Origin of the sequence: Streptomyces sp. TS71-3, from assembly GCF_018327685.1 — a bacterium.
Lineage (GTDB): Bacteria > Actinomycetota > Actinomycetes > Streptomycetales > Streptomycetaceae > Streptomyces.
Genome location: NZ_BNEL01000003.1, coordinates 510,141 through 536,653, shown reverse-complemented (window position 1 = coordinate 536,653; position 26,513 = coordinate 510,141). Strand labels below are relative to the sequence as shown.

Sequence of the window (26,513 nt, the reverse complement as noted above, 5' to 3'; positions counted from 1 at the left end):
GCGCCGGAACACGCCCCGGGCACCGGTGGGCCACGGGGCCGGGCGGGGCGCGGTACCGTCGGGCCGGGTACTGGAACGGGTGCGTCCCGGAGGGGACTTCGTGGGGATCGAGAGCGATCGGCTCGTCTTGGACTATCTGAGCAAGGTCGGCGACCTTGCCCAGCAGCGGCAACTCCCGTCGTCCGAGCGGATGCGGTTGGTGACCGAACTGCGCGGCGAGATCGAGCGGAGCCGTGGCGGTGGCGGTGGCGGCGACAGCCCCGCCGCCGTCCGCCGCATCCTGTCCCGGCTCGGCAGCCCGGACGACGTGGTCACGGCCGCGGGCGGCACGGCTCCGGCGCCGCCGAGGGCCGAGCCGGAGCCGGAACGGACGTCGGAGCGGACGTCGGAACGGTTCGGGTGGGGCGGCGCGGGACGGGACGCCGCCGGGAAGAGCGCCGCGCAGGACGGTGACGGGCCGGCGCGCAAGCGGTCCCCGCTGCCCCGCGGGCTGCGCCGCCGGATGCCAGGGCCCCGCTCCCCGCAGGCGGACACGGAGGCCGGGGGCGGATCCGGGTCCGGCAAGTCCGTGGCGCCCGAACTGCCCGTCTACGAGGCCGTCCCGCTCGACGGCCCCTCCCCGCCGCACCTCGCCGGCTCCGACGAACTGGGCCCGCCCGGCTCCCAGCCCGACTGGTGGCGCTTCGACGCGGAACCGCTCGGCGGACCCGGCATGGTGCCCGGCTTCACCGGCGGCGTGGAGATCCCGGAAATACTGAAGCCGCCCCCGGTACGGCCGTTCGAGGCGAAGGGCGAGGCGGCGGTGGAGCCCGCCCCGGGCGGGGCGCCCGGAGCGCCCGCCGCCGAGCCGGCCGCCCCGCCCGCGCGCGCCGGGCGGCGGGGGCTGCTGCGGTCGCGGCGCGCCGCGGGGGCCGCGGCCGCGACGGGGCGGGCCAGGCGTTGGACCAACCCCCTGCTGCTGCTCGCCGCCGCCCTCCTCATCGCGGGCGCCGCGGCGAGCAACTGGATCGTGCTCGGCGTCGGCTGGGTCATCGCCTACGCGTCACGTCGGCTGACGGCGGCGGAGACCAAGTGGGCGGTCGTCATCCTGCCCGGCCTCGCCGCCGCCGGCGGGGTGATCTGGCTGTGGGGCCGGCAGAACGGGCGCTGGGGCGAGCCCATCGCCCAGGGACACATGAACGTCGCGGTCGACGGCACCTGGCCGTGGGTGGTGCGCGCCGCCGCCCTCGCCTCGGCGCTCTTCCTCATATGGCGGTCGCAGCGCGGGCGTTAGGGGTGGCCGATCGGCGTTCCCCAGTGCCCGGAGCCGTGGCGGTTCGCGCAGCTTCCCGCGCCCCTGGCGGGTGCCCCGCTCAGCCGGACAGCAGGAGTAGCGCCCGTGGTGCCTCGCACGCCGGGTTCCAGGCTCCCGCACACGGAGTACACTGCGCCTCCCATCGGCCCACCCCGCGCGCGGGAGGCGGGCGCTCCCGGAAGGATCTGTGCCGGACCAGCCCCTCCGCCCCAGATCCCGCCGGGAGTGCCCCATGCGTCTCGCCCCCAGACCGCGCTCCGGATCCGTCCGGGCCACCGCCGCGACCGCGCTCGCGGCCGCACTCACCGGCGCGCTGCTGTGGCCGGCGCCCGCGGGCGCGGCGCCCGCTCCCGCGCCCCGGGACCCGGCCCCGCCCGTGCCCGCGCCCGCCACGTACTGCGCTCCCGCCGACCGCCACGGCGCCGGGCTGTGCGTCACGGTCGCCGGTGCCGCGATGACGGTGTCGGCGTTCGAACCCTGCCGCTGCCGGGTGTCCGGTACCTGGCAGGCGCGTGCGGCGGGCCGCGGCGGGGCCGTCGTCGCCTCGGGCGCGCTCGCGGGGCGGGCCGACTACCCCGGGCCCGGCACGTACGACATCACGGCCACGGCCGAAGCGCGCACCGGCGACGGGACGGCGCCCGCGGTGCGGCGGCAGGTGCGGGGCACGTTCACCCTCACCGCCGCGAAGCCGCCGGTCACCCGGCGGATCGAGGTGCACCCGCGGGTGGTGCGGCCCGGCCGGACGACCACCCTCACGTACACGGTCTCCCGGACCGGGGACGGGGACAGCAGCGCGCGCGTCGGGATGATCGGGCAGGAGTCGTCGGGGATCGTCCTGGCCTCGACGGACGGGCGGTGCGTGAACCCCCTCACGGGGCGCTACCCGTCGACCGCGCGGGACGGGCACGCGCTGGACTGCGCGCTCACGGACGTGCAGCCGGGACGGCCGGCGCGGGTGGTCGTGCACGTCACGCTGGGCCGCGAGTGCTCGACGATCGTGTCCATGCTCGGGTACTGGGCGCCGGCCGGGCAGAACGTCACCGGCGGCATGATCGCCGGCCCCACGGTCACCTGCTCCCGGTGAGCCGGGCCGGGGTCGTCCCGGCACCACGACGGAAGCCACCGCGGCCTGCCGCGCGCCCCACCACAGACCGCCGTGCGACCGCGACAGACCGCCGCGCGACCCGCCACAGACCGCCGCGCGACCGCTACCGACCGCCGTGCGACCCACCGCACCCCGCCGCACCCCGCCGCGCGACCCGCACAATGGCGGTATGAGCTCCCGCCCCCTGACGGTCGGCTTCGACCTCGACATGACCCTCATTGACTCCCGCCCCGGAATCCGCGCCGTCCACCGGGCCATCAGCACCGCCACCGGCGTGCACATAGACGCCGACCTGGCCGTCAGCCGCCTCGGCCCCCCGATCGACGAGGAGATGGCGCACTGGGTCCCGGCCGAGCGGGTCGCGGAGATGAGCGACCTCTACCGCGCGATGTACCCGGACCACGCGATCGCGGCCACCCTCGCGATGCCCGGCGCACGCGAGGCCGTCGACGCCGTCCACGCGGCCGGCGGCAGGGCCGTCGTGGTCACCGCCAAGCACCAGCCCAACGCCCTCCTGCACATCCGCCACCTGGGCATCGAGGCGGACGTCGTGGTCGGGGACCTGTGGGCGGAGGGCAAGGCGGAGGCCCTGCGCCTGCACGGTGCGAGCGTCTACGTGGGCGACCACGTCGGGGACGTGCGGGGCGCACGCGCCGCGGACGCGCTGTCCGTCGCGGTGGCCACCGGCCCCTGCTCGGCCGACGAGCTCCGCGCGGCGGGCGCGCACACCGTCCTCGCCGGTCTGGGCGAGTTCCCGAAGTGGCTGGACGACCACATCGCCGTCGCGGCCTGACAACGCCGGACCGCGCACCGCCGAACTCCCGGATCGCTGAAGTCCGGGCAGCCGAACTCCGGGGCCCGCGAACTCCCCGGACCTGTGAACTCCCGGCCCCCGCGAACTCCCGGACCAGTGAACGGAAAACCGGCGAACCGGCGGTTATCGCCGCTGCCTCCATGCCACCCTCAGCAATCCCGCCGCGGCCATCACGAACCCCACGGCCATCAGCATGCTCAGGGCGAACATATACAGCGGAAAAGGTTTGACCCCGAGGAAGAGCGGTGCGACGGTGACCAGCGTGGCCACGGCCCCGGCAAAGAAAACGATCGCACCGATTCGAACCAGCCGTTCTCCCGAACCGGTGTCGCTCCGAGTGGTTTTGTCACGCACCCCACCAGGGTAGTTCCCAGCCCGGAGGAACTCCGGCGGCGTCTTGTCACCAGCCACGGGACCATTAGCCTTGGTGACGGCGGGTCGGGTGACCCGCTGTAGTGCTATCCGAAGCCGTTTTTCTGCGACGAAGCGGCATGACCCGAGTACGAGGACGAGGACTTCAGGTGCCCACCGGCAAGGTCAAGTGGTTCAACAGCGAGAAGGGCTTCGGCTTTCTCTCCCGCGACGACGGCGGCGACGTCTTCGTTCATTCCTCAGTCCTGCCGGCCGGCGTCGACGTGCTCAAGCCGGGACAGCGGGTGGAATTCGGCGTCGTGGCCGGACAACGCGGGGACCAGGCACTGTCCGTCACCCTCCTCGACCCCACTCCCTCGGTCGCCGCGGCCCAGCGCCGCAAGCCCGACGAACTCGCCTCGATCGTCCAGGACCTGACGACGCTGCTGGAGAACATCACCCCGATCCTGGAGAAGGGCCGCTACCCGGAGAAGACGTCCGGCAAGAAGATCGCGGGCCTGCTCCGCGCGGTGGCGGACCAGCTGGACGTGTGAGAACACCCCCGCGGGACCTGCCACCCATCCCGGCACTCCCGCGGGCCCCCGTCAGGGAAACGCCAGCGCCTGCGCCCCCACCCCCGGAACCAACCCCTCCGTCGCGGCGCGCTCCAGCAGCCCCCGCACCGCCGCGTACCCGTCCTCGCCGAGATCCGCGGTGAACTCGTTGACGTAGAGACCGATGTGCTGGTCCGCCACCGCGGGGTCCATCTCCTGGGCGTGCTCCAGGACATACGGACGGGATGCCTCCGGGTCGTCCCAGGCCATCCGGACCGAGCTGCGTGCGGCTTCCGCCAGCCGCCGCAGGGTGTCCGTGCCGAGCGAGCGGCGGGCGATGATGGCGCCGAGCGGGATCGGCAGGCCGGTGGTGGACTCCCAGTGCTCGCCCATGTCGGCGAGGCAGTGCAGCCCGTAGTTCTGGTACGTGAAGCGTGCCTCGTGGATGACGAGGCCGGCGTCCACCTTGCCGTCCCGCACCGCGGGCATGATCTGGTCGAACGGCAGCACGACTATCTGGCCGACCCCGCCCGGCACGGTGGCCGCGGCCCAGAGCCTGAAGAGCAGGTAGGCGGTCGACTTCTCGCTGGGCACCGCGACCACCGCGCCCGTGAGGTCCCGGCCCGGCTCGGCGGTCAGCACCAGCGGCCCGCAGCCCCGGCCGAGCGCGCCGCCGCACGGCAGCAGCGCGTACTCGTCGAGCACCCACGGCAGCACCGCGTACGACACCTTGAGGATGTCGTGCTCGCCGCGCTCCGCCATGCCGTTGGTGATGTCGATGTCGGCGAAGGTGACGTCCAGCGCGGGGGCGCCGGGGACGCGGCCGTGCGCCCAGGCGTCGAAGGTGAACGTGTCGTTCGGGCAGGGCGAGTAGGCGATCCGCAGGGGCTTCGTTCCGGCCGCCGTGGCGGATGTCGTTCCGGGCGTGGCGTTCATGCTTGTCTCCAACCTTCCAGTACGGGTCCCAGCTTCCCGAACGCCTCCGTGAGCGCCGCCAGCGCCTCCCCGATCCGCCAGGCCGCCCGGTCGCGGGGGCCGACGGGATTGGAGATCGTGCGCACCTCCAGGACCGGCACGCCGTGTGCCGAGGCGGCCTCCGCGACCCCGAAGCCCTCCATGGCCTCGGCGACGGCGTCCGGGTGGCGTTCGCGGAGTACGGCGCACCGCTCGGCGGTGCCGGTCGCGGTCGAGACGGTGAGCACGGTGCCGGTGACCGCGGAGGTCGCCGCGGCGGCCTCCCGGACCAGGGACGGCGGCACCCGGTGCGTGACCGTGCCGAAGCCGAGGGCGGTGACGGGGAGGAAGCCGTCCGGGGTGTCGGCGCCCAGGTCGGCGGCGGTGATCGCCTCGGCGACGACGACCGTCAGGGGCGGTGCCACGGGCGCGAAGCCGCCGCCGATGCCGGCGGAGACCACGAGCCCGTACGGCTCGCCGGCGAGCGCGGCCGCGGTGAGCGCGGCGCTGGTGCTCGCCGCGGCACGGCCCGGTCCGACGCCGGCGGTCAGCAGGTCCCAGCGGGGCCCCCGGGCGGCCGGGGGCACGCCGCCGTCCCGTGCCGCGGGCGCATCGGGCTCCGCGGGGGAGCCGGCCAGGGCGAGCAGGGCGGCACCGGGGATCCGCTGGTCGTGGACCCCGCCGCGGGCCCGGTCGGCGGCGAGCGCCCGCGCCACGGCGTCCTGTTCCGGGGCGACCGCGGTGGCGACGAGAATGCGCATGGGGGCCTGGGCGTCCTTCGTGGTGGATCGGATCTTCTGCGTGGCCGTCCGGCCGTTCAGGTCTGCTTCTTGAACGTGAACGACCATAGGCCGATCGGCCGGCTCGCGCTGCCCTCCAGGATGCTGACGGTGCTGGCGCCGCCCCGCGCCCCGAACTGCGGGTTGAAGAAGACGCTGCCCGGGATGGTGCGGTAGGTCTTCGGGGTGGGGTCGGTGATCGGCCGGCCGTTCAGCAGGATCGTCCAGCCCTCGTCCGCGATGGCCGGGTCCACGCCGAACCTGACCGTGGCGTCCGGGTCCACCCCGACGCCGTGGAAGTGGCGCTGCCGCAGGCACTGGGCCAGCTCCGGCGCCGGGATCCGCTTCCCGCCGTGGTAGCACGCGGCTGCCGTGTGCACCGAGTCCTCGCCGACGGTGACCGTGGCCAGCGGCGTCGGCTTCTCGCACCCGGAGAGCGCGAGCAGCGCCGCGCAGAGCGCGCCGGCGGCGGTCGCCGGGCGGAGGCGGCGGACACGGGACCGGTGCGACCGGTGGGCCGGGACCGTTCCGGGGCGCCGGGACCGGGCGCCGGGGGCCGGGCGTGACGGGCGCGGCCGGTGCGGGCCCGCCGGGTGGAGTGCGCGGGGCGGGCGCGGACCCGCCGGGGGCGGGGAGCTCATGGGCGCAGGCTATCCCCCGGTGCCCCACGGGAGAGGGAGGTGCCCCCACGGGTCACCCGGGCGCGGGGTCAGACCACGCGCGTGCGGCCCGGCGCCCCGCCGTGCCGCGCCGACGACAGCAACCCCCGGACGGTCGTCAGCCAGCCGATGGCCACCACCGCCGCGGCGACCGACAGCCCCAGCGTGCCGTTGAGCGGCAGCGCGATGCCGATCGCGCCGCCCACCACCCACGCCATCTGGAGCACTGTCTCCGACTTGGCGAACGCGGACGTGCGCACCACCTCCGGCACGTCCCGCTGGATCATCGCGTCCAGCGACAGCTTCGCCAGCGCCTGCGCGAACCCGGCGACCGCGGCCAGGACCGCCACCAGCAGCGCGCCGAACAGCGCGGCGGCGGCGACGGCGACCCCGGCGGCCAGCGCGACCACGGTCACGACGATCAGCTCGGGTGCCCGGGCCTTCAGCCACGCGCCGACGGCCGTGCCCAGCGCGTTGCCCGCCCCCGCCCCGACGCCCGCCGCGCCCAGCGAGACCGCGGCGCTCTGCCCCGCGAGGGGGTGCTCGCGGAGCAGGAACGCCAGGAAGAAGATGAGGAACCCGGAGAGCCAGCGCAGCACCGCGTTGGCCGCCAGGGCGTGCGTCACCGCAGGCCCGACGGAGCGCAGCCCCGGACGCCGGACATGTGCCGCCTCGCGCAGGCCGTGCAGGTGCTCCTCGTCCGACGCGAGCAGCGCCTTGTCCTCGCCCTTGCCGGAGTCGACCTTCGGAGGCAGCTGGAAGGAGAGCACAGTGCCCGCGATGAAGATCACGCAGGCGCCGTACAGGGGCCAGCGGGCACCGGCCAGGTGCAGCGCCGCACCGATCGGGGCGGCGGCACCGGTGGCGAGCAGGCCGCAGAGCGTCACCCGGGAGTTCGCCTTCACCAGCGAGAAGCCCGGCGGCAGCAGGCGCGGCGTGACCGCGCTGCGCACCACTCCGTACGCCTTCGACGCCACCAGCACGCCCAGCGCGGCCGGGTACAGCTCCAGGGATCCCGTGACGACGGCGTTCGACAGCAGCAGCGCGAGCAGGACGCGGGCCAGCATCGCGGTGGCCATGGCGGCGCGGCGCCCGTGCGGGATGCGGTCGAGGAAGGGGCCGATGACGGGGGCGAGGAGGGCGAAGGGGGCGAGGGTGACGGCCAGGTAGAGGGCCACCCGGCCGCGGGCCTCGTCGGTCGGCACGGAGAAGAAGACGGTGGACGCGAGGGCGACGGTGATCATCACGTCGCCTGCGCCGTTGACGCCGTGCAGCTCGATCAGCTTGGCCAGCCCGGACTCGCCGGCGCCGTGGGCGTGGGTGGCCTTGCGGATCGCCCGCCCGGTGAGGGCGAAGGGGAACTTCAGGGCATGCCCCAGCATCCGGACGGTCCGGCGCAACGGGCCGGGTCCGCCGGCGGTCAGAGACGCCCGTGCGGCTGCCACTCCGTCATAGTGCCCCCAGACACCCGGAGCTAGCTTGATTCGTGCTCCGCGCTCGGCACGGATGGCGGTAGGGGCCCGTCGCGGGGGCGAACCGAACGCATCCGGCCACGCCGGCCCACGAGGCGCACGGGGACGCGTTCCCGGGCCGGGGCGGCCGACGAAGAAGCCCCCTACACATCCACGAGCCCGCTCGGAAGCCCCCTCCGCCCCCACGAACCCGCTCGGAAGCCGGCTCCGATCCCCCTCCGAAGCCCCTCCCCCGCCGCCGTGGACAGCGGGGCGGCATACCACGTGGTCACCCGGTGGTGTGGGACCGTGGCTCCAGAAGGGGTAGCGTGCGTAACGCGCCCCGCGGCGGTCCACTCACCCCCGCGTCTGCGTGCATCCCGCAGAATGGGATCAGCAGGCGCGCCCGAGGACGACCGGGCGCGGACGTCGACGCGGTCCCCCGGTCCGCTCCGTCCGCACCCTCGCCGAGCGGACGGCGCACTCGTGAGACGGCGTAGGAGAGAAGCGATACCTGTGAGCGCAGCGACAACGCGAGGCCGTACCCCTGACCGTCTGTGCGTCGAGGCGGTCGGCCTTGCCCGGAGTGCCGCGGAGGAGGCGGCGGCGCCCGGCACGGTCGGCGAGCACGTCGAGGCGGTGGGTGAGGGCGATCGCGTCGTCACGCACTTCTTCGAGTGCAGGGAGCCGGGCTACCGCGGCTGGCGGTGGGCCGTGACCGTCACCCGCGCCTCCCGCGCCAAGGTCGTCACGCTCGACGAGTCCGTTCTGCTGCCCGGCCCCGACGCCCTGCTCGCCCCCGAGTGGGTGCCCTGGAGCGAGCGGCTGCGCCCCGGCGACCTGGGCCCCGGCGACCTGCTCCCCACGGACGCCGACGACCTGCGGCTCGAACCGGGCTACACCGGCGAGGACGTCCCGCCCCCGAACTCCGCCGTCTCGCACGAGATGGCCGACCTCGTCGAGGCCGAGGACGCCGAGGTCACCTCGGGTCCCCCGGCGAACCTGCCCGCCGCGCCGTCCCGCGGCAGCATCGCCGCCGTCGCCGAGGAACTGGGCATGGCCCGGCCGCGGGTGCTGTCCCGCTACGGGCTGCTGACGTCCGCGGAGCGCTGGGAGGAGCAGTACGGTCCGCGCACGGCGATGGCGCAGGCCGCCCCCGCGTCCTGCGTGACCTGCGCGTTCCTGGTGCCGATCGCGGGGTCACTGCGGCAGGCGTTCGGTGTCTGCGCGAACGAGTACTCGCCGGCCGACGGCCACATGGTGTCGTTGGGCTTCGGCTGCGGCGGCCACTCGGAGGCCGCGGTGATGCCCCACCCGCCGCAGCCGGCGCCCCCGGTCATCGACGAGACCCAGGTGGACCCCCTCCCCCTCCACCCCTCCGACGACTCGGGCTCGGTGGAGCCCCCGGTCCCCCCGGAGGACCTCGGCCACAGCTGAGCACCCTGGCGGGTGCGGCGACCCCTTTCCCTTGGCCCCGGTACCGTTCGGGCTGCCGTACGCGCGGCCCCGCCGGCCCGCACCCGCGGACGAGACGTGCCCCCTTCGCGTACGAGGCGCGAGCCCCCCACTCGGCCGCACTCGCCGACGAGACGGCCCCCTTCGCTCCGTCCCCGCTGGTGCGCGTACCCCCACCGGGCCGCTGTCGCGTACGAGGGGTGCCCCCTTCGCCCCGTCCGCGCAGGAGGCGCAGCCCCACTCGGCCGCACCCGCCGACGAGACGTGCCCCCTTCGCCCCGTCCGCGCAGGGGCGCGTACCCTCACCGGCCGTTGGCCGCCGATGTCACGTGAGGGGACGTGGGGGGATGTCCGCCCGCAGTGTCCTGCGTCAGGCCCAGGGGAGCCTTCTGTTGGCGGAGGACGCGGGACCGAGGACGGATATCCGCCCGCGGCCCCGCCCCACGACGTAACAGATGGCGTTCCACCGTCCAGGGAAGTGGCGCAGGTCGTGTTCGGACCATCGGCCGGTGGCCGGCTGAGCGCGCAGTTCCCCGCGCCCCTTTTCGGGGCGTTGCCCCGCCGTCCAGAGTGGGTGGCGCTGGTTGCGTCCGGATCTTCTGCCCGTGGGTGGTTGCTCGCGCAGTTCCCCGCGCCCCTGAGGGAACCGGAGCGCCCCAGCTGTAAGGGGCGCCCCACCAAGGGGCGCGGGGAACTGCGCGAGCAACCGCGACGAAAGCCACACCCGCCAACTCACCGCACCACAAGAACAGAAGGCGCCCCCGGCTGAGCCCAGCCGCAGGCGTACCGCTGCCCATCCACCGCCCCCGACGCGGTACCTTCGGGCAGCGGCGTACCCTCGTCGCTCCGGTGAAGAGGGATCCCCGGCGAATCGCATCGTCCGTAACGAGGAGTGACCACCGTGAGCAAGTTCGTGCGGCCGGCCGCCGAAGGGGCGGACCCATTCGGAACCGCGCGCCTGCGCCGCGGTGTCCTCGACGCCTGGCGCACCAGCCCCGCCCGCTTCCGCGAGGACGCGAACGCCGAGGAGGACCTCGCCCTGGGCGGCTACCGCGACCGCCTGATCGTGGAACTCGCTCAGAACGCGGCAGACGCGGCGGCACGCGCGGGCAACCGGGGCCGCCTCAGTCTCACGCTGCACGACGACGTGCTGGTCGCAGCGAACACCGGCGCCCCCCTCGATGAGGCAGGCGTCGAATCCCTCGCCACCCTCCGCGCCTCCGCCAAACGCGACGAGCCGGACGCCGTGACCGGCACCGGCACCGGCACCGGCACCGGGACCGAACCCGAACCCGGAACCGGAACCGGAACAGGCGCCGAAACAGGCACCGGCACCGAAACCACGCCCCCCGCCGCCGCAGGCACCCGCACACCCCCCGCACCCACCCCGGTCGGCCGTTTCGGCGTCGGCTTCGCCGCCGTCCTCGCCGTCAGCGACGAGCCGGCGATCGTCGGCCGCACCGGCGGCGTCCGCTGGTCGCTGGTCGAGGCCCGCGGCCTGGCCACCGAGATCGCCCGGGACAGCAAGGGCCTCCGCGACGAACTGCGCCGCCGCGAGGGCCACGTGCCGCTGCTGAGGCTGCCGTTCCCGGCGGAGGGCACGGCCCCGCAGGGCTACGACACGGTGGTGATCCTGCCGTTGCGGGACGCCGCGGCCCGCGACCTGGTGGAGCGGCTGCTCGACGCCATCGACGCGGCCCTCCTCCTCACCCTCCCCGGCCTCGCCGAGGTCGTCGTCGAGACCCCGGCGGGCACCCGCACCCTCCGCCGCCAGACCGGAAGCGAAACCGGAACCCAACCCGGGACCGCGACCCAACCCGCGACCGGGACCCAACCCGGGACCGGGACCCAACCCGCGACCGCGACCCAGCCCGCGACCGGGACCCAGCCCGCGACCGGGACCGGGGCCGAGGCGCCCGAACCCGGCACCCCGCTCACCCCCCACACCCTCACCGTCATCGAGGACACCCGCGAGGGCACCACCCGCTGGCGCACCGCCCACAGCTACGGCGAGCTGGGCAGGGAACTCCTGCGGGACCGCCCGATCGAGGAGCGGCTCCGCCCGCACTGGTCCGTGACCTGGGCCGTCCCGGTGGACGACGAGGGCGCCCCGCGCCGCCCCGGCACCGAGCCCGTGGTGCACGCGCCGACGCCGAGCGACGAACCCCTCGGCGTCCCCGCGCTGCTGATCGCCACGCTGCCGCTGGACACCACGCGCCGGCACGTCGCCGCAGGACCGCTCACCGACTTCCTGGTCGAGCGCGCCGCGGACACGTACGCCGCACTGCTCGCCGCCTGGCGGCCGGTGAGCGTCGGCCTGCTCGACCTGGTGCCGGGCCCTCTGGGCAAGGGAGAGCTGGACGGCGCGCTGCGCCGGGCGATCCTGGAGCGGCTGCCCCGCACCGCGTTCCTGCCGCCCGCCGTCGCGACGACCGCCGAGGACCCGGAGAAGGCATGGGCCCGGGAGATCGCCGACGACCTCGCCGGACCGGGCCGGCCGGACCTGAGCGGCCCCGGCCCCGGCCTCGGCGCAGGCCTCGGTACCGGCATGGAGGAGGACGGCACCGCCGCGCTGCGCCCGCGGGACGCCGAGGTGGTGGAGGGCGCCGGCGCGGAGACCGTCCGGGTGCTGGCCGAGGTGCTGCCCAACCTGCTGCCCGCGGGCCTGGAGCGCCGCGTGGAGCTGCGCACCCTGGGCGTCGTCCGGGTGCCGCTGACGGAGGCGGTCGACCGGCTCGCCGGCCTGGAGCGCGAGCCCGGTTGGTGGTGGCGGCTGTACGACAGCCTGGCGGGCGTGGACCCGGAGCGGCTCTCCGGCCTGCCGGTCCCGCTGGCGGGCGGTGCGCCGCGCGCGGGGGAGGCGCGGGAGGAGGCGGCCGAGCCGGGCAGGCTCGGCCCCGCGCTGCCGCACACGACGATCGGCCCCCGCCACGTCCTGCTCCCGCTGCCGCCGTCCGATCGGGCACCGGAGCCGGCGGACACCGGCACGGACGCCTCGTCCGCCGCCCCGTCCGCGGCGGCCCTCACCCGCCTCGGCCTGAAGGTGGCGCACCCGGACGCCTCGCACCCCCTCCTGGAGAAGCTCGGCGCGCTCCCCGCGTCGCCGCGCGCCGTGCTGACGACCCCGCAGGTGCGGGCCGCCGTGGCGGCGTCGCTGGAGGACGACGGCGACTGGTTCCCGGACGGGCCGGGCTCCGAAGGAGCCGGCAGCCTGGACGCCGAGGAGCTCGCCGAGGTGGTGCTCGCGCTGGTGCGGGACGCGGCCCTGGAGCCGGGTGACGAGCCCTGGCTCGGCGCCCTGGCGCTGCCGGACGAGGACGGCGAGCTGGCGCCCGCGGGCGAACTGGTCGTGCCGGGCAGCCCGTTCGCGCAGGTCATGCGGGAGGGTGAGCTGGCCGAGGTGGACGCGGAGCTGGCCGACCGCTGGGGCAGCCGGCCGCTCGCGGCGTGCGGCGCGCTCGCGGAGTTCCAGCTCGTGCGGGCCACCGACGTGGTGCTCGACCCGGACGACATGGACCCCCGCGAGGGCGACTACGCGGAGCCCGACGACGTCGGCCTGCTGGACGCCGTCGACGTCTGGTGCGAGGACGTGCTCGACCGGCTCCCGGAGACGTCCGTGCCGCCGGTGGCCACCGAGGTCGTCGCCGTGCGGGACCTCGACCTGGTCGACGAGGACCGCTGGCCGCAGGCGCTGGCGATGCTGTCCCGCCCGCCGCTGCGCGACGCGCTGACGCAGCCGGTGCGGATCCTGCTGCCGGACGGCACCTCCGAGACCGTCCGCCCGTACACCGCGTGGTGGCTGCGCGGCCATCCGGTGCTGGACGGCCGGCGGCCCGCCGGGCTGCGCGCGGCCGGCGGCGATCCGCTGCTGGCGGGGCTCTACGACTCCGCGGACGCCACCGGTTTCGAGGACGAGCAGGTGCTGCGGTCGCTCGGCGTGCGCACCTCGGTGGCCGCGCTGCTCGACGAGCCGGGCGGCGCCGCGGAACTGCTCGACCGGCTCGCCGACCCGGACCGCGAGGTCGGCGCCGCACAGTTGCACGCCCTGTACGGGGCGCTCGCGGACCTCGACCCGGAGCAGGTGACGCTGCCGGACGACCTGCGGGCGGTGCGGGGCGACGGCGACGTGGTCGTCGTGGACGCGCGCGAGGCGCTGGTCGCGGACTCCCCGGACGTGCTGCCGCTGGCCGACGAGCGCCCGCTGCTGCCGGTGCGTCCCTCGGCGGCCGGGGACCTGGCCGAGCTGTTCCAGGTGCGGCGGCTCGGCGAGACGGTCTCCGGCGAGGTGCACGGCGAGGGCGTCACGCGCGAGGTGCCCGACTCGGTGCGGGTGCTGCTGGGCGCGGCCACTCCCGGCTCGTACGTCGAGCACGAGGAGCTGGTCGTCGACGGCGTCGAACTGGACTGGTACCGCGCCCCGGACGGCACGGTGCACGCGGCGACGTTCGAGGGGGTCGCGGCGGGCCTGGCGTGGGTGGCCCGCGAGTGGCCGCGCCGCTTCGAGGTGGCGGCACTCCTGGAGGACCCGTCCCGCACGGACGAACTGGCCCGGGACCGCTGGTTCGACTGACCCCGCACGGGGCGAGCCCTGATCGGGGCTGCGCCCCGGTACCCCCTGGGTAGGCCGGGGCCCAGCCCCGATGAGGTGTGCGGGCCTAAACACCCCCGTACCGCCCCGCCCGCCGCCACACCACCTCAAGCCCCGCCGAAGCCACCGCGGCGATCAGGACCGCCGCCCACGGCACCACCGCCCCCACCAGCTTCAGCGCGAAGAACCGCTGGAGCCACGGCACCGTCAGCACCAGCAGGAAGCACAGGCCCATCGCCAGCACCAGGAGGATCCGCCACCACGTGTAGGGGCGGGCGACGATCGCGAGCACCCACAGCGAGGCCAGGAAGAGAGTGAGCGTCGCCGCGCTGGTCTCCGCGTCGAGCGCGCCGGGGCCCGTGTAGTAGTGCCGGGCCAGGATGTACGTCGCGAAGGTGGCCGCGCCCATGAGGATGCCGCCGGGGATCGCGTACCGCATCACGCGCCGCACGAAGTCCGGCCGGGCCCGTTCCGTGTTGGGCGCGAGGGCCAGGAAGAACGCCGGGACGCCGATGGTGAGCGTGGAGAGCAGCGTCAGGTGCCGCGGCAGGAACGGGTACTCCACCTGGAAGAGCACCACCAGGATGGCGAGCAGCACGGAGTAGACGGTCTTCAGCAGGAAGAGCGTGGCGACGCGGGTGATGTTGCCGATGACGCGGCGCCCCTCGGCGACCACCGCGGGCAGCGCGGCGAAGGTGTTGTCGAGCAGCACCACCTGCGCCACGGCCTTCGTCGCCTCGGACCCGGAGCCCATGCAGACGCCGACGTCGGCGTCCTTCAGCGCCAGGACGTCGTTCACGCCGTCGCCGGTCATCGCCACGATGTGGCCGCGGGACTGGAGCGCCCGCACCATCTGCTGCTTCTGCCGGGGCGCGACCCGGCCGAACACGGTGTGCGCCTCGACGGCCTCGGCCATGGCGCCGGGTTCGGCGGGCAGCGTCCGGGCGTCCAGGGCGCGTTCGGCGCCGGCGAGACCGAGCTTGGCGGCGACGGCGCCGACGGAGACGGCGTTGTCGCCGGAGAGCACCTTCGTGTCCACTCGCTCGGCGGCGAAGTACCGCAGGGTGTCCGGCGCGTCCTGGCGCAGCCGCTGCTCCATGACGACCAGCGCGGTGGGCCGGGCGCCCGCGGTGACGTCGGGGTCGTCCACGTCGCGGTCGCGGGCGGCGCGGGCGAGCAGCAGGACGCGCATGCCCTGTTCGCCCAGGCGGATGGCGGCGGTCAGCTGCGGGTGGGCGGCGGGCAGCAGCACGTCGGGGGCGCCGAGCAGCCAGGTGCGGGGGGCCGGTGCTTCGCCGGCGGTGTCGCCTGCGGTGTCGCCGTCGGGGGCGTCGAGCCGGGCCGCGCTGTATCCGCGCGCGGAGGAGAACGGCAGCACCCGGGTGCCGAGCCCCGCCGGCCGGCGCCTCTCGCCGGGGAAGGCGTCGATGATGGCGCGCAGGCTGGCGTTGGGCCGCGGGTCGGTGTCGCCGAGGGCGGCCAGCACCGCGCGGATCTCCTTCTCGTCGCTGCCGTCCAGGGTGCGCAGCTCGGTGACGCTCATGCCGCCCTCGGTGAGGGTGCCCGTCTTGTCCAGGCAGACGGTGTCGACCCGGGCCAGGCCCTCGATGGCGGGCAGCTCCTGCACCAGGCAGCGGCGGCGGCCCAGCCGGATCACCCCGATCGCGAAGGCCACCGACGTCAGCAGCACCAGCCCCTCGGGGACGATCGGGATGATGCCGCCGACGGCGCGGGCCACCGACATCTTGAGGTCGGTGTGGTGTGCCACGAGCTGGCTGACCGCCAGCGCGATCGCGCTCGGGACCATCATCCACGTGACGTACTTGAGGATCACGGAGACGCCGCCGCGCAGCTCGGAGTGGACCAGCGTGAAGCGGGACGCCTCCTCGGTGAGCCGGGCCGCGTAGGCGTCCCTGCCGACCTTGGTGGCGGTGAACGCGCCCGTGCCCGCGACCACGAAGCTGCCGGACAGCAGCTCGTCGCCGGGGCGCTTCGCGACGGGGTCCGGTTCGCCGGTGAGCAGGGACTCGTCGATCTCCAGTCCGCGGCTCTCCAGGCAGGCGCCGTCCACCACGATCCTCTCGCCGGGGCCGATCTCGATCACGTCGCCGAGGACGATGTCCGCGGTGCCGACGCGCCCGGCGCGGCCGTCCCTGCGGACGGTGGGCCTGGCCTCGCCGATCACGGCGAGGCCGTCCAGGGTCTTCTTGGCGCGCAGCTCCTGGATGATGCCGATGCCGGTGTTGGCGACGATCACGTAGCCGAACAGGGTGTCCTGGACCGGGGCGACCGCCAGCATGATCAGCCAGAGGATGCCGATGATGGCGTTGAAACGGGTGAGGACGTTGGCGCGGACGATGTCGACGGCGGAGCGGCTGGAGCGGACGGAGATGTCGTTGACCTCGCCGCGGGCGACGCGCTCGGCGACCTGAGCCGCGGTCAGGCCGCGGGTGCCGGCGTCGTCGGTGGGCAGGGGGGTGAGCTTTCCGCGCGGGTCGTTGGCCGCCATGTATCAGACGGTACGGGGGATATGCCGGTTTGGGTGATGTATGTACCGGTGGACGGGTTGCCGCGGGTACGCGTGCCGCCCGGTTCGCGCCGCGGCCGGTCTGCCCGTGGGGCGCCGGAGCGCCGGAACGCCGGCTACTGCTCGGCGCTGCCCGCAGCCCGCTTTATCGCCGCGTCGCGCCGCCGCACGTACCAGATGCCGAAGGTGCCGAGGACCCCGCCGGTGAGGCAGGTCCACAGCCACCAGGTGTGGCCGTGGGAGTGGAACCACCCGTAGAAGGGGAGCTGCGCGAGGAAGAGGACGAACCAGATGATCGTGCCGCCGGTGATGGTGGCGACGACGGGGCCTTCCAGGGGGTCGGGGGCTTCGTGCCTGACCGGCTGGCGAAAGGATCTGGGGACTCCGGGCATGCGCTCAGCTTACGTGCGGGCCGTTCGGGGTCCTACGGGGCTCGGGCGGCGCTCGGGCGCCGCGCGGGGCGGCGTGATGTTCCGCACCCTTCCGCGCCTGATCGGTATCTGAGCCGCGTCTGAGCCTCGCCTGAGCCGCGTCTGATGCGCGTCTGACGCCGAGATAAATGCGGTCGTTTCCGGACGTAAAGCGGATAACGGGGGCGCAGAGCCCGACGGCGTCCGTGATGTATTCATAAGGAAACAATCCCGCGCTGGTTCGGGGCACACCCGGCCGCTATAAAAAGCGTCGGCTCCGCTTCCGAACTCCAGAGGTCCCCGCATGCCGAACACCGCCGAGGCCGGCCGCGACACCGCCGAGGCCGGTCCCCAGCCTCCGCGGGACGCGATAGACCGCTACTTCAAGATCTCCGAGCGGGGATCGAGCTTCGCCAGGGAGATCCGCGGCGGCTTCGCCACCTTCTTCGCGATGGCCTACATCATCGTGCTGAACCCGATCATCCTCAGCAGCGCGCACGACATCAACGGCCACCACCTGGACAACGGGCAGCTGGTCACGGCGACCGCGCTGACCGCGGCGTTCACCACGCTGCTGATGGGCGTCATAGGCAACGTCCCCATCGCGCTGGCCGCCGGGCTCGGTGTGAACACCGTCGTGGCGCTGCAACTCGCGCCCCGGATGACCTGGCCGGACGCGATGGGCATGGTGGTGCTGGCCGGCTTCATCGTGATGGTGCTGGTCGCCACGGGCCTGCGGGAGCGGGTGATGAACGCGGTGCCGCACGGCCTGCGCAAGGGCATCGCCATCGGCATCGGCCTGTTCATCCTGCTGATCGGCCTGGTCGACTCCGGCTTCGTCACGCGCATCCCGGACGCCGCCCACACCACCGTCCCGGTCCAGCTCGGCATGGACGGCCGGCTGAACGGATGGCCGGTGCTGGTGTTCGCGTTGGGGGTGCTGCTCACCATGGCGCTGCTGGTGCGCAAGGTGCCGGGCGCGATCCTGATCAGCATCATCGCCATGACGGTCGTCGCGGTGATCATCAACGCGGTCGGGCACGTGCCGTCCTGGGGCCTGACCACTCCGGAGTGGCCCGGCAACCCGGTGGCGAACCCGGACTTCGGACTGCTCGGCAAGGTCAGCCTGTTCGGCGGCTTCCACGAGGTCGGCGTCGTGACGGGCGTGCTGTTCGTCTTCAGCGTGCTGCTGTCCAGCTTCTTCGACGCGATGGGCACGATCATGGGCATCGGCGACGAGGCCGGCCTGACGGACGATCGCGGGAACATGCCGGGGATGGGCCGCGTGCTCTTCGTGGACGGCATAGCCGTGGCGGCCGGCGGCGCCACGTCCTCGTCGGCGACGACCTGTTACGTGGAGTCCACGGCGGGCGTCGGCGAGGGGGCCCGCACCGGCCTCGCCAACCTGGTCACGGGCGGACTCTTCGTGGTCGCCCTCTTCCTGACGCCCCTCGCCACCATGGTGCCGTCGCAGGCGGCGACGCCCGCGCTGGTCACCGTCGGCTTCCTGATCTTCGCCGGGTCGATCACCGAGATCGACTGGAGCGACTTCACGATCGCCATCCCGGCGTTCCTGACGATGCTCCTGATGCCCTTCACCTACTCGATCACCAACGGCATCGGGATGGGCTTCATCGCGTTCGTGGTGCTGAGGCTCGTGGTGGGGCGGTGGCGCGAGGTGCCGGTGCCGATGTACGTGGTCTCGGTGGTCTTCGCCTTCTTCTACCTGATGCCGGCGCTGGGGCTGCTCTGAGGCCCCGCAGCCCCCAGGGGACCCACGCCCTCCACGCCCCCACGCCCTCCACGCCCCTCGCCGGGCGCCACCGGGGCGGGGAATGGGTGCGACCGCTTCCCGCTGCTCAGCCGCCGACGCCGTAGAAGCGCTCCGTCTCCTCCACCGCGGCGCTGAACCGCTCGTCGAAGTCGTCGCGGACGAGCATCTGGAGGACGTAGTCCTGCACGCTCACGCCCCTTCGTGCGGCGTGCTTCCGCAGGCGGTCGAGGAGCTGGTCGTCTATCCGCAGGCTGAGCACGTTGGTCCCCATGGACACGAGGGTCCCGGGGCGCGACCGGGGTTTGTATCACTTTCCGGCACCGCGTCACTCGTTTGGGTGAGCAGGGGCTTCCTGTGGGGATCCGGTGGGCATTGCGCTGGGGGGACGAGTGTCACAGTGGTACTTAGCCAGAGTAATGAGTTACCCTAAAGACCATGCCGGATCTTTCCCTGGGCGATGACGCCGCCGCCGTGAACGCGCTGCGTTCCGCGGTCATGCGCCTGTCGCGTCGACTCAAGCACCAGCGGGTCGACGAGTCGCTCAGCCCGACGGAGATGTCGGTGCTGGGCACCCTGGCCCGCTGTGGCACGGCCACACCGGGTGAGCTCGCCCGAAAGGAGCATGTGCAGCCGCCTTCGATGACGCGCATCGTGGCGCTGCTGGAGGCCAAGGGCCTGGTCCGTCTGGAGCCGCACCCGGAGGACCGGCGCCAGAAGGTCGTCACGCAGACCGAGCGAGCGGAGGCCATGCTGGAGGAGAGCCGCCGCCGGCGTAACGCATGGCTGGCGGACCTTGCGGCGGGCCTCGACGAGGAGGAGTGGGCGAAGCTTCGGGCCGCCGCCCCGGTACTGGAGAAGCTGGCCCACCGCTGACCCGCCCGCCCGTCGAGTCCCCGTCCACCCCCGCACACGTACACGTACATGCAGACGCGCACGTACACGCACCCGATCGCGGCACGCCTCGCGTGCCCACCCGCCAAGGAGGCGAACCCCTTTGAGTACGGGATCCGGAGCAGATTCCGCCCCCGCACCGATACCCGACCCCACCCGGCACCCGCAGCACCCGGCGACCCTTGACCAGGGCGCCTGCGAGCCGGCGAACCCTGACCCGGGGGTTTCTGACCCCGCGAATCCTGACCGGGGAGTGACTGACCCGGCGGCCCTTGACCGGGGAGTTTCTGACCCGGCAGCCCCTGACCAGGGCGTTTCTGACGCGGCAGCCCTCGACCGGCGCGTTTCCGACCCCGTGGCCCTCGATGAGGGCGCCTCCGAGTCCGGCAGCCGTGATCCGGGTGGCTGCGAGCCCGGCATCCTCGATCCCGCCGTACCGGACCCCGCCGTACAGGACTCCGCCGCACCGGACTCCGCCGCACCGGACCCCGTCGCCGCGGCCTCGGTCACCTCGGATCCCGTCGCTCCGGTTCCGTCCGGGCAGCATTCCGCGCCTGCCCCTGCCCCCGCCGCCGCCCCTGGCGCCCCCGCCGCCCCCGCCGCCCCTGGCGCACCGGGCAGCCGGCGCGCCGCCGGGCCGGGCGCCGGCTCCTCCTCCGCCGCCGCCCTCGGCGGTCCCAAGGACCCGGGCACGCCACCCGGCCCCCGGGACGGGATGTTCTCCTCGCTGCGGATCCGCAACTACCGGCTGTTCGCCTCCGGGGCCGTGATCTCCAACACCGGCACCTGGATGTCCCGGATCACCCAGGACTGGCTGGTGCTGAGCCTGACGGGCTCCTCCGCGGCGGTGGGCATCACCACCGCGATGCAGTTCCTGCCGATGCTGCTCTTCGGCCTGTACGGCGGCCTCATCGCCGACCGCTTCGCCAAGCGGAAGCTGCTGTTCTGCACCCAGAGCGCGATGAGCATCAGCGGCCTGATGCTGGCCGCGCTCACCCTCAGCGGCGTGGTGCAGGTCTGGCACGTGTACCTGGCGGCGTTCTGGACGGGCCTGGTCACCGTCGTCGACAACCCCACCCGGCAGACCTTCGTCTCCGAGATGGTCGGCCCGAGCCGGGTGCGCAACGCCGTCAGCCTGAACTCGGCGAACTTCCAGTCCGCCCGCCTCATCGGCCCCGCCGTCGCCAGCGCGCTGACCGCGGCCGTCGGCCCCGGCTGGGCGTTCCTCGCCAACGGCCTGTCCTTCCTCGCGCCGCTCACGGGCCTGCTGCTGATGCGCCCGAGCGAGCTGCACGCGATCCGGCCCACCGCACGCGGCAAGGGCCAGCTCCGCGAGGGCCTGAAGTACGTCAGCGGGCACCCGGAGCTGATCTGGCCGATCGTCCTGATCGGCTTCGTCGGCACGTTCGCGTTCAACTTCCCGATCTGGCTCAGCGCCTACGCCAACGACATCTTCCACGGCGGCGTCGGGATGTACGGCCTGTTCAACATCCTGATGGCCGGCGGCTCCCTGCTCGGCGCGCTGCTCGCCGCGCGGCGCCGCAGGACCACGCAGCGGATGCTGATCGGGGCGGGCCTGACCATGGCCGTCCTGGAGATGGCGGCGTCCTGGGCGCCGTCCTACTGGATGTTCGTGGTGCTGGTGGTGCCGATCGGCATCGCCGGTATGACCACCAACGTCACCGCGAACTCCTCCGTGCAGATGGCGACGGATCCGGAGATGCGGGGCCGGGTGATGAGCCTGTTCATGATGGTCTTCACCGGCGGCACCCCGCTCGGCGGCCCGCTCTTCGGCTGGCTCGCCGACTCCTTCGGTGTCCGGGTCAGCTTCTGCGTCGGCGGCCTGGTCTGCGCGACGGCGGCGGTCGTGGTCGGCCTGATGCTGGTACGGGCTGCCAACCTGCGGATCAAGGTGGATCTGCGGCGGGGGCGGCGGACGGTGCAGTTCGTTCCACGGAAGGAACTGGCAACAGCGGCGTAGCGCCGCGTTCAGCCGTGTGCCGTCGGGTCACCCCGTCCTCCTCATGGGGCTGCGCCCCGTCGCCGGCTCGGTGGGGTGGTTCTCTGTTGTGTCCGGACCTTCCGTGAGTGGTGGTCGCTCGCGCCCACGCGGCGGAGCCGCATATGGGACACAGCCCCGCGCCCCTTCAGGGCGCACTGGTGACCGACACTCCAGCGCCCCGAAAGGGGCGCGGGGAACTGCGCGACCAGCCACGACGAGCCGCAGGTCGTCCTGATCGGAAAGGGGCGGTTTCGGTCGTGTTTTGCGGGCGCAGCCCGCTGTGAAAGGGGCGCGGGGAACTGCGCGACCAGCCACGATCAAGCGGTAGGTCGTCCTGGTCCGGAAGGGGCGGTTTCTGTCGTGTCGCCTGCGGGCGCAGCCCGCCCAGCGGGGAACTGCGCGACCGTTTCCGTCGTGACCGGGCCACCGGCAGCAGAGGGGTGCGGTTCAGGCGCCCCGTACCGCCGGCCGCAGCACCCCCTCGCACCACTGCCGGAACGTGGTCGGCGTCTCCGCGGCGTGCCGCGCCGCGCGGGCGACCCCGTCGTCCAGGCCGTCGTCCTTCGCGAGGACCATGTCCACCATGCCCTGGGCGATCGCCTCGGACGCGCCGCCGTCGATCATCTGCCGCTTCAGCGCCTCACCGCCGATCTGCCGGTACCGCACCGGCGTGCCGAGCACCTCGGAGGCGACGGCCGCCATGTCGTCGTACGACAGGTTCTCGGGGCCGAGCAGCGGCACCTCCTCCTGACCGTCCCACGCCGTGTCGAGCAGCAGGCGGGCGGCGACGGCCGCGATGTCACGCGTGGCCACGGCGGGCGCGGGACGGTCGGGGGAGACGACGCCGAAGAACGCGCCCTGATCCCTGATCACCGCCGCCTGCCGCACCACGTTGTCCATGAACGAGGCCGCGGCCAGCGCGCGGTACGCCGTGCCGGTGCCCGCCATCAGGTCGTCCATCGCCAGGGAACCCGTCACGAGCCCGGCCCGCCCGGCGTGCGCGGTGCCGCGGCCCAGGGCGGAGACCCCCACGACGTGCTTGACGCCGCGGCTGCGCACCGCCTCGGCCGCGGGGCGGGAGAATCCGGTGTACGCCTCGTCTACGCTGGCGGCGCGGTGGTCCGTCGGCAGCAGCCAGAACAGCGCGTCGGCGCCGTCGAAGGCGCGGCCCACGATCTCGGGGTCGCCGTGCGAGCCCCGGACCACCTCGACCCGGTCCCGGACGTCATCAGGCAGCTTGGCCGGGTCGCGGACGATGACGCGGACCGGCCGGCGGCCGTCGGCGAGGACGGTGTCGAGGACCTGGTGCCCGATGTTTCCGGTAGGGGCGGTAATGACGATCATGAGTGCTCTCCAAGGGTGGCCGGGATGCCTGCACAAGTAAACTCTACCGTACCGTTTACTCCTGAGGGGCGCCGATGAGCACCGGAGGCGAGGCGCAGAAGCGGGGCCCGCAGCGCCGCGGCGAGGAGCTGCGCCGGCACATCCTCTTCGCGGCCAAGGACGTGTTCCTGGAGACCGGCTACGAACGGGCGTCGATGGACACCGTCGCGACCCGCGCCGGCACGTCCAAGCGGTCCCTCTACGCCCACTTCGAGAGCAAGGACAAGCTGTTCCTGGCGGTCCTGGAACTCGTCCGCGACCTCTACCTCGTCAAGCTGCGAACCCCCGACGCGTACGCCGAGGACCCCGTGGAGGCCGTGGCGCTGTTCTGCGCGCGGTTCATGCAGCTGATGTCCTGGGAGCCGCAGGTGCGGACCTGCCGGCTGGCCATCGCGGCGGCCGAGCGCCTGCCCGGCAGCTCGAAGGCGTACTTCGACGCCATGTTCGCCAGCGCCTACGAGCGGCTGGCCGCCTACGTCGTCGAGCGGTACGGCGTGACGCGGGCGGACGGCGCGGCGCTCGCGGAGGGGCTGGTGGGCCGGGCGGTGCTGCCGCGGCTGTTCCGGGCGCTGCTCGGGGTCGACGAGCTGAGCAAGGAGATGCCCGGGGACGAGGTGCGGGTCGAGGACGCCGAACTGGACGCGATCCGCCGGGTGGTCTCGGCGACGCTGCCCGGCTGAGCGGCGGCCGGAGCCCGGCCGGAACCCGGCCGGAGCCCGTCCAGGGCTGAACGGACCGGTATGGACCGGTGTGGATCGGTGCAGATCAGTACGGATCAGTTGCGGATCAGTTGCGGATCAGTACGGTACGGAACGGAAGACGGGAGCTCCCGGACTCGTATGAGACTTTTCACAGCGGTCATCCCGCCGGAGCACGCCATGGCCGAGCTGGCCGACGCCGTCGGCGCGCTGCGCGGCCGCGGCGGGCCCGCCGTGGACGGCCTGCGCTGGACCCAGAGGCAGGGATGGCACTTCACCCTCGCGTTCTACGGGGAGGTGCCCGACGAGACCGTCCCGGAGCTGTCGGAGCGGCTGGAGCGCGCGGCGGGCCGGACGGCGCCGTTCCGGCTGGGCCTGCGGGGCGGCGGGCAGTTCGGTCCCGGGCGGACCCTGTGGGCCGGGGCCGACGGCGAGATCCCGGTGCTGCGGCGGCTCGCGGAGCGCTCGAAGGCCGCGGGGCGCAGGGCGGGCCTGGACACGGGCCGGCACCGCACCTACAACCCCCACCTGACCCTCGCCAGCAGCCGCGTGCAGCGGGACCTGGACCCGTGCGTGGCCGAGCTGGAGGCGTTCACGGGGAGCGAGTGGACCGTCGAGGAGCTGGCGCTGGTCCGCAGCAGGCTGCCCGTCAGCGGCGTGCCCGGCGAGCAGCCGAAGTACACCAAGGTCGGCGGCTGGCCGCTCACCGGGGCCGGTTAACCTCGGCTCTGTGGACCCCAAGACCCGGAACCGGATCATGGCCGGTGTGCTCGCCCTGATGTTCGCCGTCGTCGTCGTGGCGGCGGCGGTCAACAGATGACCCCTGCCCGCGCGCCCGGCCGGCGGCGGCCGGTGGGTGACGGCGCTCCCCGGCCGGGGTGCGGTATGTGACATCGGTGAGAAGATCTCCGCCATATTGCCTGGAGCGCGCTCTAAGGCGTTGGCTGACAGCCATGGAGTACACGCAGCTCGGACGAACAGGTCTCAAGGTCAGCCGGCTGGTTCTCGGGACGATGAACTTCGGTCCGCAGACCGACGAGGCCGACAGCCACGCCATCATGGATGCCGCGCTCGATGCGGGCATGAACTTCTGGGACACCGCCAACGTCTACGGCCAGGGTGAGAACAAGGGCCGTACGGAATCGATCATCGGCAGCTGGTTCGCCAAGGGCGGCGACAGGCGCGACAAGGTCGTCCTGGCCACCAAGGTGAACGGCTACATGGGCACGGGCGACCCCTGGCCCAACCACAACAAGCTCTCCGCGGTGAACATCCGGCGTGCCGTCGACGCCAGCCTGAAGCGGCTCCAGACGGACCACATCGACCTGTACCAGTTCCACCACGTCGACCGGCTCACCCCGTGGGACGAGATCTGGCAGGCCATCGACGTCCTGGTGCAGCAGGGCAAGATCCTGTACGCGGGTTCGTCCAATTTCGCCGGCTGGCACATCGCCCAGGCCAACGAGGCGGCCCGGCGCCGCAGCAGCCTCGGCCTGGTCAGCGAGCAGTGCCTCTACAACCTGGCCGAGCGCCGCGCCGAGAACGAGGTCATACCGGCCGCGCAGGAGTACGGCCTCGGCGTCATCCCGTGGTCGCCGCTGCACGGCGGGGCGCTCGGCGGCGTGATCAAGAAGACCGTGCAGGGCGGCCGCCGCGCGGGTGGCCGCGCCGCCGACTCGCTGGCGGACCCGGCCAAGCGGGGCCAGATCCAGGCGTACGAGGACCTGCTGGACAAGCACGGTCTGGAGCCCGGAGAGGCCGCCCTTGCCTGGCTGCTCACCCGGCCCGGCGTGACCGGCCCGATCATCGGCCCCCGGACCCAGGAGCAGCTCGACTCCGCGATCCGCGCCGTCGAGCTGGAGCTGAGCGGCGATCTGCTGAAGTCCCTGGACGAGATCTTCCCGGAGCAGGGCCCCTCGCCGGAGGCGTTCGCCTGGTGAGCCCGGTGACGTAGCGGCGCGGTGTCCGCGTTCGTATGGCGTGATGTCGGCGTTCGTATGGCGTGCGTACGGCGCGGTGTCCGCGTTCGCACGAGGGCCGCCGTCCTTCCACGGAAGCGCGTGGGGGCGGCGGCCCTCGTGTGTCCGGTGCCGGTCGGGGATCAGTCCCGCGGGAAGTCGGCCGTGTGCAGGACGAGGCCGACGGCGGTGTCGGAGAGGTCGACGTCCGCGCCGAAGGCGATGCTCAGGTCGCTGATGTACGTGCCGTCCTTGGGCTGCGTGTACACATGGCACCTGCCCTGGTACGGGTCGGCGATCAGGTAGACCGGGACCTCCGCGGCGGCGTAGGCGGCCAGCTTGGGCCCGTAGTCGTTGCGGGCGGTGTCCTTGGAGATCACCTCCGCGACGAACTCGACGTCCTGGTGGCGCCAGCGGCCCTCCTCGCTCTTGACGGCGCCGTCCACGAGCCCCGTCACATCGCTGGCGAAACCGTTGAGGTGGCCCGGGTAGTCGATGCGTACGTCGGACTTCAGCCGCCGCCGGGGATACTTGGCCCGCAATTGCTCAATGATGTCGAGGATGATTTCCCAGTGGGTGTCCCGCTGCGGCGACATGAAGGCGCTTCCCCCGACGATCTCGAGCTTGTATCCCTCGGGGACGGGCATGTGCTCAAAGCGCTCGAACATCTCGTCGAGGCTCTGTGTGTTCATGTCGGCCATGCTGATCCTGCCGATCTCGACGACGGTCATCGTGGCGCTCCTCCCCGGCCGCCACTCGATCGTGTCGGCCGCGCAGTACAACGATACGCACGGTGACCTGGCCACGTCGGAATTCGGTGGGGGCGGCCCGGGCAAGGGGCGCGGGCGCGGCTTGTCACACTGATG

At 73.7% G+C, this 26,513-nt stretch carries 23 protein-coding genes; 13 read left to right on the top strand and 10 right to left on the bottom strand.

What is annotated here, in order from left to right; all coding sequences use genetic code 11:
- Positions 1–100 precede the first annotated feature (100 nt).
- The 3 genes from Sm713_RS26710 (at position 101) to Sm713_RS26700 (ending at position 3,192) form a co-directional block, all read left to right on the top strand.
- Positions 101–1,273: a hypothetical protein gene (locus Sm713_RS26710; RefSeq protein WP_212912625.1), complete on the top strand. Its 1,173-nt coding sequence runs from the start codon at positions 101–103 to the stop codon at positions 1,271–1,273.
- A gap of 253 nt (positions 1,274–1,526) precedes the next feature.
- Entirely contained in the window at positions 1,527–2,378 is an 852-nt protein-coding gene (locus Sm713_RS26705; RefSeq protein ID WP_212912624.1) for a hypothetical protein, read from the top strand.
- Between the two features lie 190 nt (positions 2,379–2,568).
- A complete protein-coding gene (locus Sm713_RS26700; protein ID WP_212912623.1) occupies positions 2,569–3,192 on the top strand; it encodes an HAD family hydrolase in 624 nt (207 codons plus the stop codon).
- Between the two features lie 144 nt (positions 3,193–3,336).
- Here the strand turns inward: Sm713_RS26700 and Sm713_RS26695 are convergent, their stop codons facing one another.
- Entirely contained in the window at positions 3,337–3,567 is a 231-nt protein-coding gene (locus Sm713_RS26695; protein ID WP_212912622.1) for a hypothetical protein, read from the bottom strand.
- Between the two features lie 167 nt (positions 3,568–3,734).
- On the opposite strand from Sm713_RS26695, the gene Sm713_RS41275 reads away from it, so the two are divergent.
- On the top strand, positions 3,735–4,118 hold the full coding sequence (locus tag Sm713_RS41275; protein ID WP_212912621.1) for a cold-shock protein: 384 nt from the start codon (positions 3,735–3,737) through the stop codon (positions 4,116–4,118).
- 51 nt (positions 4,119–4,169) lie between these two features.
- Here Sm713_RS41275 and Sm713_RS26685 read toward each other — a convergent pair whose 3' ends face one another.
- The 4 genes from Sm713_RS26685 to Sm713_RS26670 form a co-directional block, all read right to left on the bottom strand.
- The gene (locus tag Sm713_RS26685) at positions 4,170–5,054 is read right to left on the bottom strand and encodes a 1,4-dihydroxy-6-naphthoate synthase (protein ID WP_212912620.1); all 885 of its coding nucleotides are present in this window, start codon (positions 5,052–5,054) and stop codon (positions 4,170–4,172) included.
- On the bottom strand, positions 5,051–5,833 hold the full coding sequence (locus Sm713_RS26680) for a futalosine hydrolase (RefSeq protein ID WP_212914855.1): 783 nt from the start codon (positions 5,831–5,833) through the stop codon (positions 5,051–5,053). The genes Sm713_RS26685 and Sm713_RS26680 overlap by 4 nt, the downstream gene beginning before the upstream one ends.
- A 56-nt stretch (positions 5,834–5,889) precedes the next feature.
- The gene (locus Sm713_RS26675; protein ID WP_308293194.1) at positions 5,890–6,492 is read right to left on the bottom strand and encodes a DUF2771 domain-containing protein; all 603 of its coding nucleotides are present in this window, start codon (positions 6,490–6,492) and stop codon (positions 5,890–5,892) included.
- A 68-nt stretch (positions 6,493–6,560) separates the two neighbouring features.
- Positions 6,561–7,955, bottom strand: coding sequence for an MFS transporter (locus Sm713_RS26670; RefSeq protein WP_374196074.1), 1,395 nt, complete (start codon positions 7,953–7,955; stop codon positions 6,561–6,563).
- 522 nt (positions 7,956–8,477) lie between these two features.
- On the opposite strand from Sm713_RS26670, the gene Sm713_RS26665 reads away from it, so the two are divergent.
- Both Sm713_RS26665 and Sm713_RS26660 read left to right on the top strand, forming a co-directional pair.
- Positions 8,478–9,398: a DUF3027 domain-containing protein gene (locus Sm713_RS26665; RefSeq protein WP_212912619.1), complete on the top strand. Its 921-nt coding sequence runs from the start codon at positions 8,478–8,480 to the stop codon at positions 9,396–9,398.
- A gap of 919 nt (positions 9,399–10,317) precedes the next feature.
- Positions 10,318–13,986: a sacsin N-terminal ATP-binding-like domain-containing protein gene (locus Sm713_RS26660; RefSeq protein ID WP_212912618.1), complete on the top strand. Its 3,669-nt coding sequence runs from the start codon at positions 10,318–10,320 to the stop codon at positions 13,984–13,986.
- 85 nt (positions 13,987–14,071) lie between these two features.
- Here Sm713_RS26660 and Sm713_RS26655 read toward each other — a convergent pair whose 3' ends face one another.
- Both Sm713_RS26655 and Sm713_RS26650 read right to left on the bottom strand, forming a co-directional pair.
- A complete protein-coding gene (locus tag Sm713_RS26655) occupies positions 14,072–16,513 on the bottom strand; it encodes a cation-translocating P-type ATPase (RefSeq protein WP_212912617.1) in 2,442 nt (813 codons plus the stop codon).
- 134 nt (positions 16,514–16,647) lie between these two features.
- A complete protein-coding gene (locus Sm713_RS26650) occupies positions 16,648–16,923 on the bottom strand; it encodes a DUF2530 domain-containing protein (RefSeq protein WP_212912616.1) in 276 nt (91 codons plus the stop codon).
- 322 nt (positions 16,924–17,245) lie between these two features.
- On the opposite strand from Sm713_RS26650, the gene Sm713_RS26645 reads away from it, so the two are divergent.
- The gene (locus tag Sm713_RS26645; RefSeq protein ID WP_212912615.1) at positions 17,246–18,694 is read left to right on the top strand and encodes an NCS2 family permease; all 1,449 of its coding nucleotides are present in this window, start codon (positions 17,246–17,248) and stop codon (positions 18,692–18,694) included.
- 106 nt (positions 18,695–18,800) lie between these two features.
- Here the strand turns inward: Sm713_RS26645 and Sm713_RS26640 are convergent, their stop codons facing one another.
- Positions 18,801–18,986, bottom strand: a complete 186-nt coding sequence (locus Sm713_RS26640; protein WP_212912614.1) for a ribbon-helix-helix protein, CopG family — start codon at positions 18,984–18,986, stop codon at positions 18,801–18,803.
- A gap of 164 nt (positions 18,987–19,150) precedes the next feature.
- On the opposite strand from Sm713_RS26640, the gene Sm713_RS26635 reads away from it, so the two are divergent.
- Both Sm713_RS26635 and Sm713_RS26630 read left to right on the top strand, forming a co-directional pair.
- Complete coding sequence (locus Sm713_RS26635) at positions 19,151–19,588, top strand: MarR family winged helix-turn-helix transcriptional regulator (protein WP_212912613.1); 438 nt, start codon at positions 19,151–19,153, stop codon at positions 19,586–19,588.
- A 373-nt stretch (positions 19,589–19,961) separates the two neighbouring features.
- The gene (locus Sm713_RS26630; protein ID WP_249416704.1) at positions 19,962–21,587 is read left to right on the top strand and encodes an MFS transporter; all 1,626 of its coding nucleotides are present in this window, start codon (positions 19,962–19,964) and stop codon (positions 21,585–21,587) included.
- A 468-nt stretch (positions 21,588–22,055) separates the two neighbouring features.
- On the opposite strand, the gene Sm713_RS26625 is transcribed toward Sm713_RS26630, so the two are convergent.
- Complete coding sequence (locus tag Sm713_RS26625) at positions 22,056–22,952, bottom strand: NAD(P)H-binding protein (protein WP_212912612.1); 897 nt, start codon at positions 22,950–22,952, stop codon at positions 22,056–22,058.
- A 74-nt stretch (positions 22,953–23,026) separates the two neighbouring features.
- On the opposite strand from Sm713_RS26625, the gene Sm713_RS26620 reads away from it, so the two are divergent.
- The 3 genes from Sm713_RS26620 (at position 23,027) to Sm713_RS26610 (ending at position 25,629) form a co-directional block, all read left to right on the top strand.
- On the top strand, positions 23,027–23,671 hold the full coding sequence (locus Sm713_RS26620; RefSeq protein WP_212912611.1) for a TetR/AcrR family transcriptional regulator: 645 nt from the start codon (positions 23,027–23,029) through the stop codon (positions 23,669–23,671).
- 159 nt (positions 23,672–23,830) lie between these two features.
- Entirely contained in the window at positions 23,831–24,409 is a 579-nt protein-coding gene (gene thpR / locus Sm713_RS26615) for an RNA 2',3'-cyclic phosphodiesterase (RefSeq protein ID WP_212912610.1), read from the top strand.
- A gap of 233 nt (positions 24,410–24,642) precedes the next feature.
- The gene (locus tag Sm713_RS26610) at positions 24,643–25,629 is read left to right on the top strand and encodes an aldo/keto reductase (RefSeq protein WP_212912609.1); all 987 of its coding nucleotides are present in this window, start codon (positions 24,643–24,645) and stop codon (positions 25,627–25,629) included.
- 161 nt (positions 25,630–25,790) lie between these two features.
- Here Sm713_RS26610 and Sm713_RS26605 read toward each other — a convergent pair whose 3' ends face one another.
- Complete coding sequence (locus tag Sm713_RS26605) at positions 25,791–26,378, bottom strand: Uma2 family endonuclease (protein WP_212912608.1); 588 nt, start codon at positions 26,376–26,378, stop codon at positions 25,791–25,793.
- Between Sm713_RS26605 and Sm713_RS26600 the strand changes: the two genes are divergently transcribed.
- Entirely contained in the window at positions 26,347–26,511 is a 165-nt protein-coding gene (locus tag Sm713_RS26600) for a hypothetical protein (RefSeq protein WP_212912607.1), read from the top strand. The two genes, Sm713_RS26605 and Sm713_RS26600, sit on opposite strands and share 32 nt — an antisense overlap.
- Positions 26,512–26,513: the final 2 nt, after the last annotated feature.

Bases quoted from the DNA above. Each gene is read 5' to 3' on its own strand.
- Sm713_RS26635 (WP_212912613.1), top strand. From the start codon at position 19,151: ATGCCGGATCTTTCCCTGGGCGATGACGCCGCCGCCGTGAACGCGCTG.
- Sm713_RS26600 (WP_212912607.1), top strand. From the start codon at position 26,347: ATGCTGATCCTGCCGATCTCGACGACGGTCATCGTGGCGCTCCTCCCC.
- Sm713_RS26700 (WP_212912623.1), top strand. From the start codon at position 2,569: ATGAGCTCCCGCCCCCTGACGGTCGGCTTCGACCTCGACATGACCCTC.
- Sm713_RS26640 (WP_212912614.1), bottom strand. From the start codon at position 18,986: ATGGGGACCAACGTGCTCAGCCTGCGGATAGACGACCAGCTCCTCGAC.
- Sm713_RS26685 (WP_212912620.1), bottom strand. From the start codon at position 5,054: ATGAACGCCACGCCCGGAACGACATCCGCCACGGCGGCCGGAACGAAG.
- Sm713_RS26705 (WP_212912624.1), top strand. From the start codon at position 1,527: ATGCGTCTCGCCCCCAGACCGCGCTCCGGATCCGTCCGGGCCACCGCC.
- Sm713_RS26650 (WP_212912616.1), bottom strand. From the start codon at position 16,923: ATGCCCGGAGTCCCCAGATCCTTTCGCCAGCCGGTCAGGCACGAAGCC.
- Sm713_RS26675 (WP_308293194.1), bottom strand. From the start codon at position 6,492: ATGAGCTCCCCGCCCCCGGCGGGTCCGCGCCCGCCCCGCGCACTCCAC.
- Sm713_RS26680 (WP_212914855.1), bottom strand. From the start codon at position 5,833: ATGCGCATTCTCGTCGCCACCGCGGTCGCCCCGGAACAGGACGCCGTG.
- Sm713_RS26620 (WP_212912611.1), top strand. From the start codon at position 23,027: ATGAGCACCGGAGGCGAGGCGCAGAAGCGGGGCCCGCAGCGCCGCGGC.
- Sm713_RS26645 (WP_212912615.1), top strand. From the start codon at position 17,246: ATGCCGAACACCGCCGAGGCCGGCCGCGACACCGCCGAGGCCGGTCCC.
- Sm713_RS26605 (WP_212912608.1), bottom strand. From the start codon at position 26,378: ATGACCGTCGTCGAGATCGGCAGGATCAGCATGGCCGACATGAACACA.
- Sm713_RS26625 (WP_212912612.1), bottom strand. From the start codon at position 22,952: ATGATCGTCATTACCGCCCCTACCGGAAACATCGGGCACCAGGTCCTC.
- Sm713_RS26655 (WP_212912617.1), bottom strand. From the start codon at position 16,513: ATGGCGGCCAACGACCCGCGCGGAAAGCTCACCCCCCTGCCCACCGAC.
- thpR (WP_212912610.1), top strand. From the start codon at position 23,831: ATGAGACTTTTCACAGCGGTCATCCCGCCGGAGCACGCCATGGCCGAG.
- Sm713_RS26610 (WP_212912609.1), top strand. From the start codon at position 24,643: ATGGAGTACACGCAGCTCGGACGAACAGGTCTCAAGGTCAGCCGGCTG.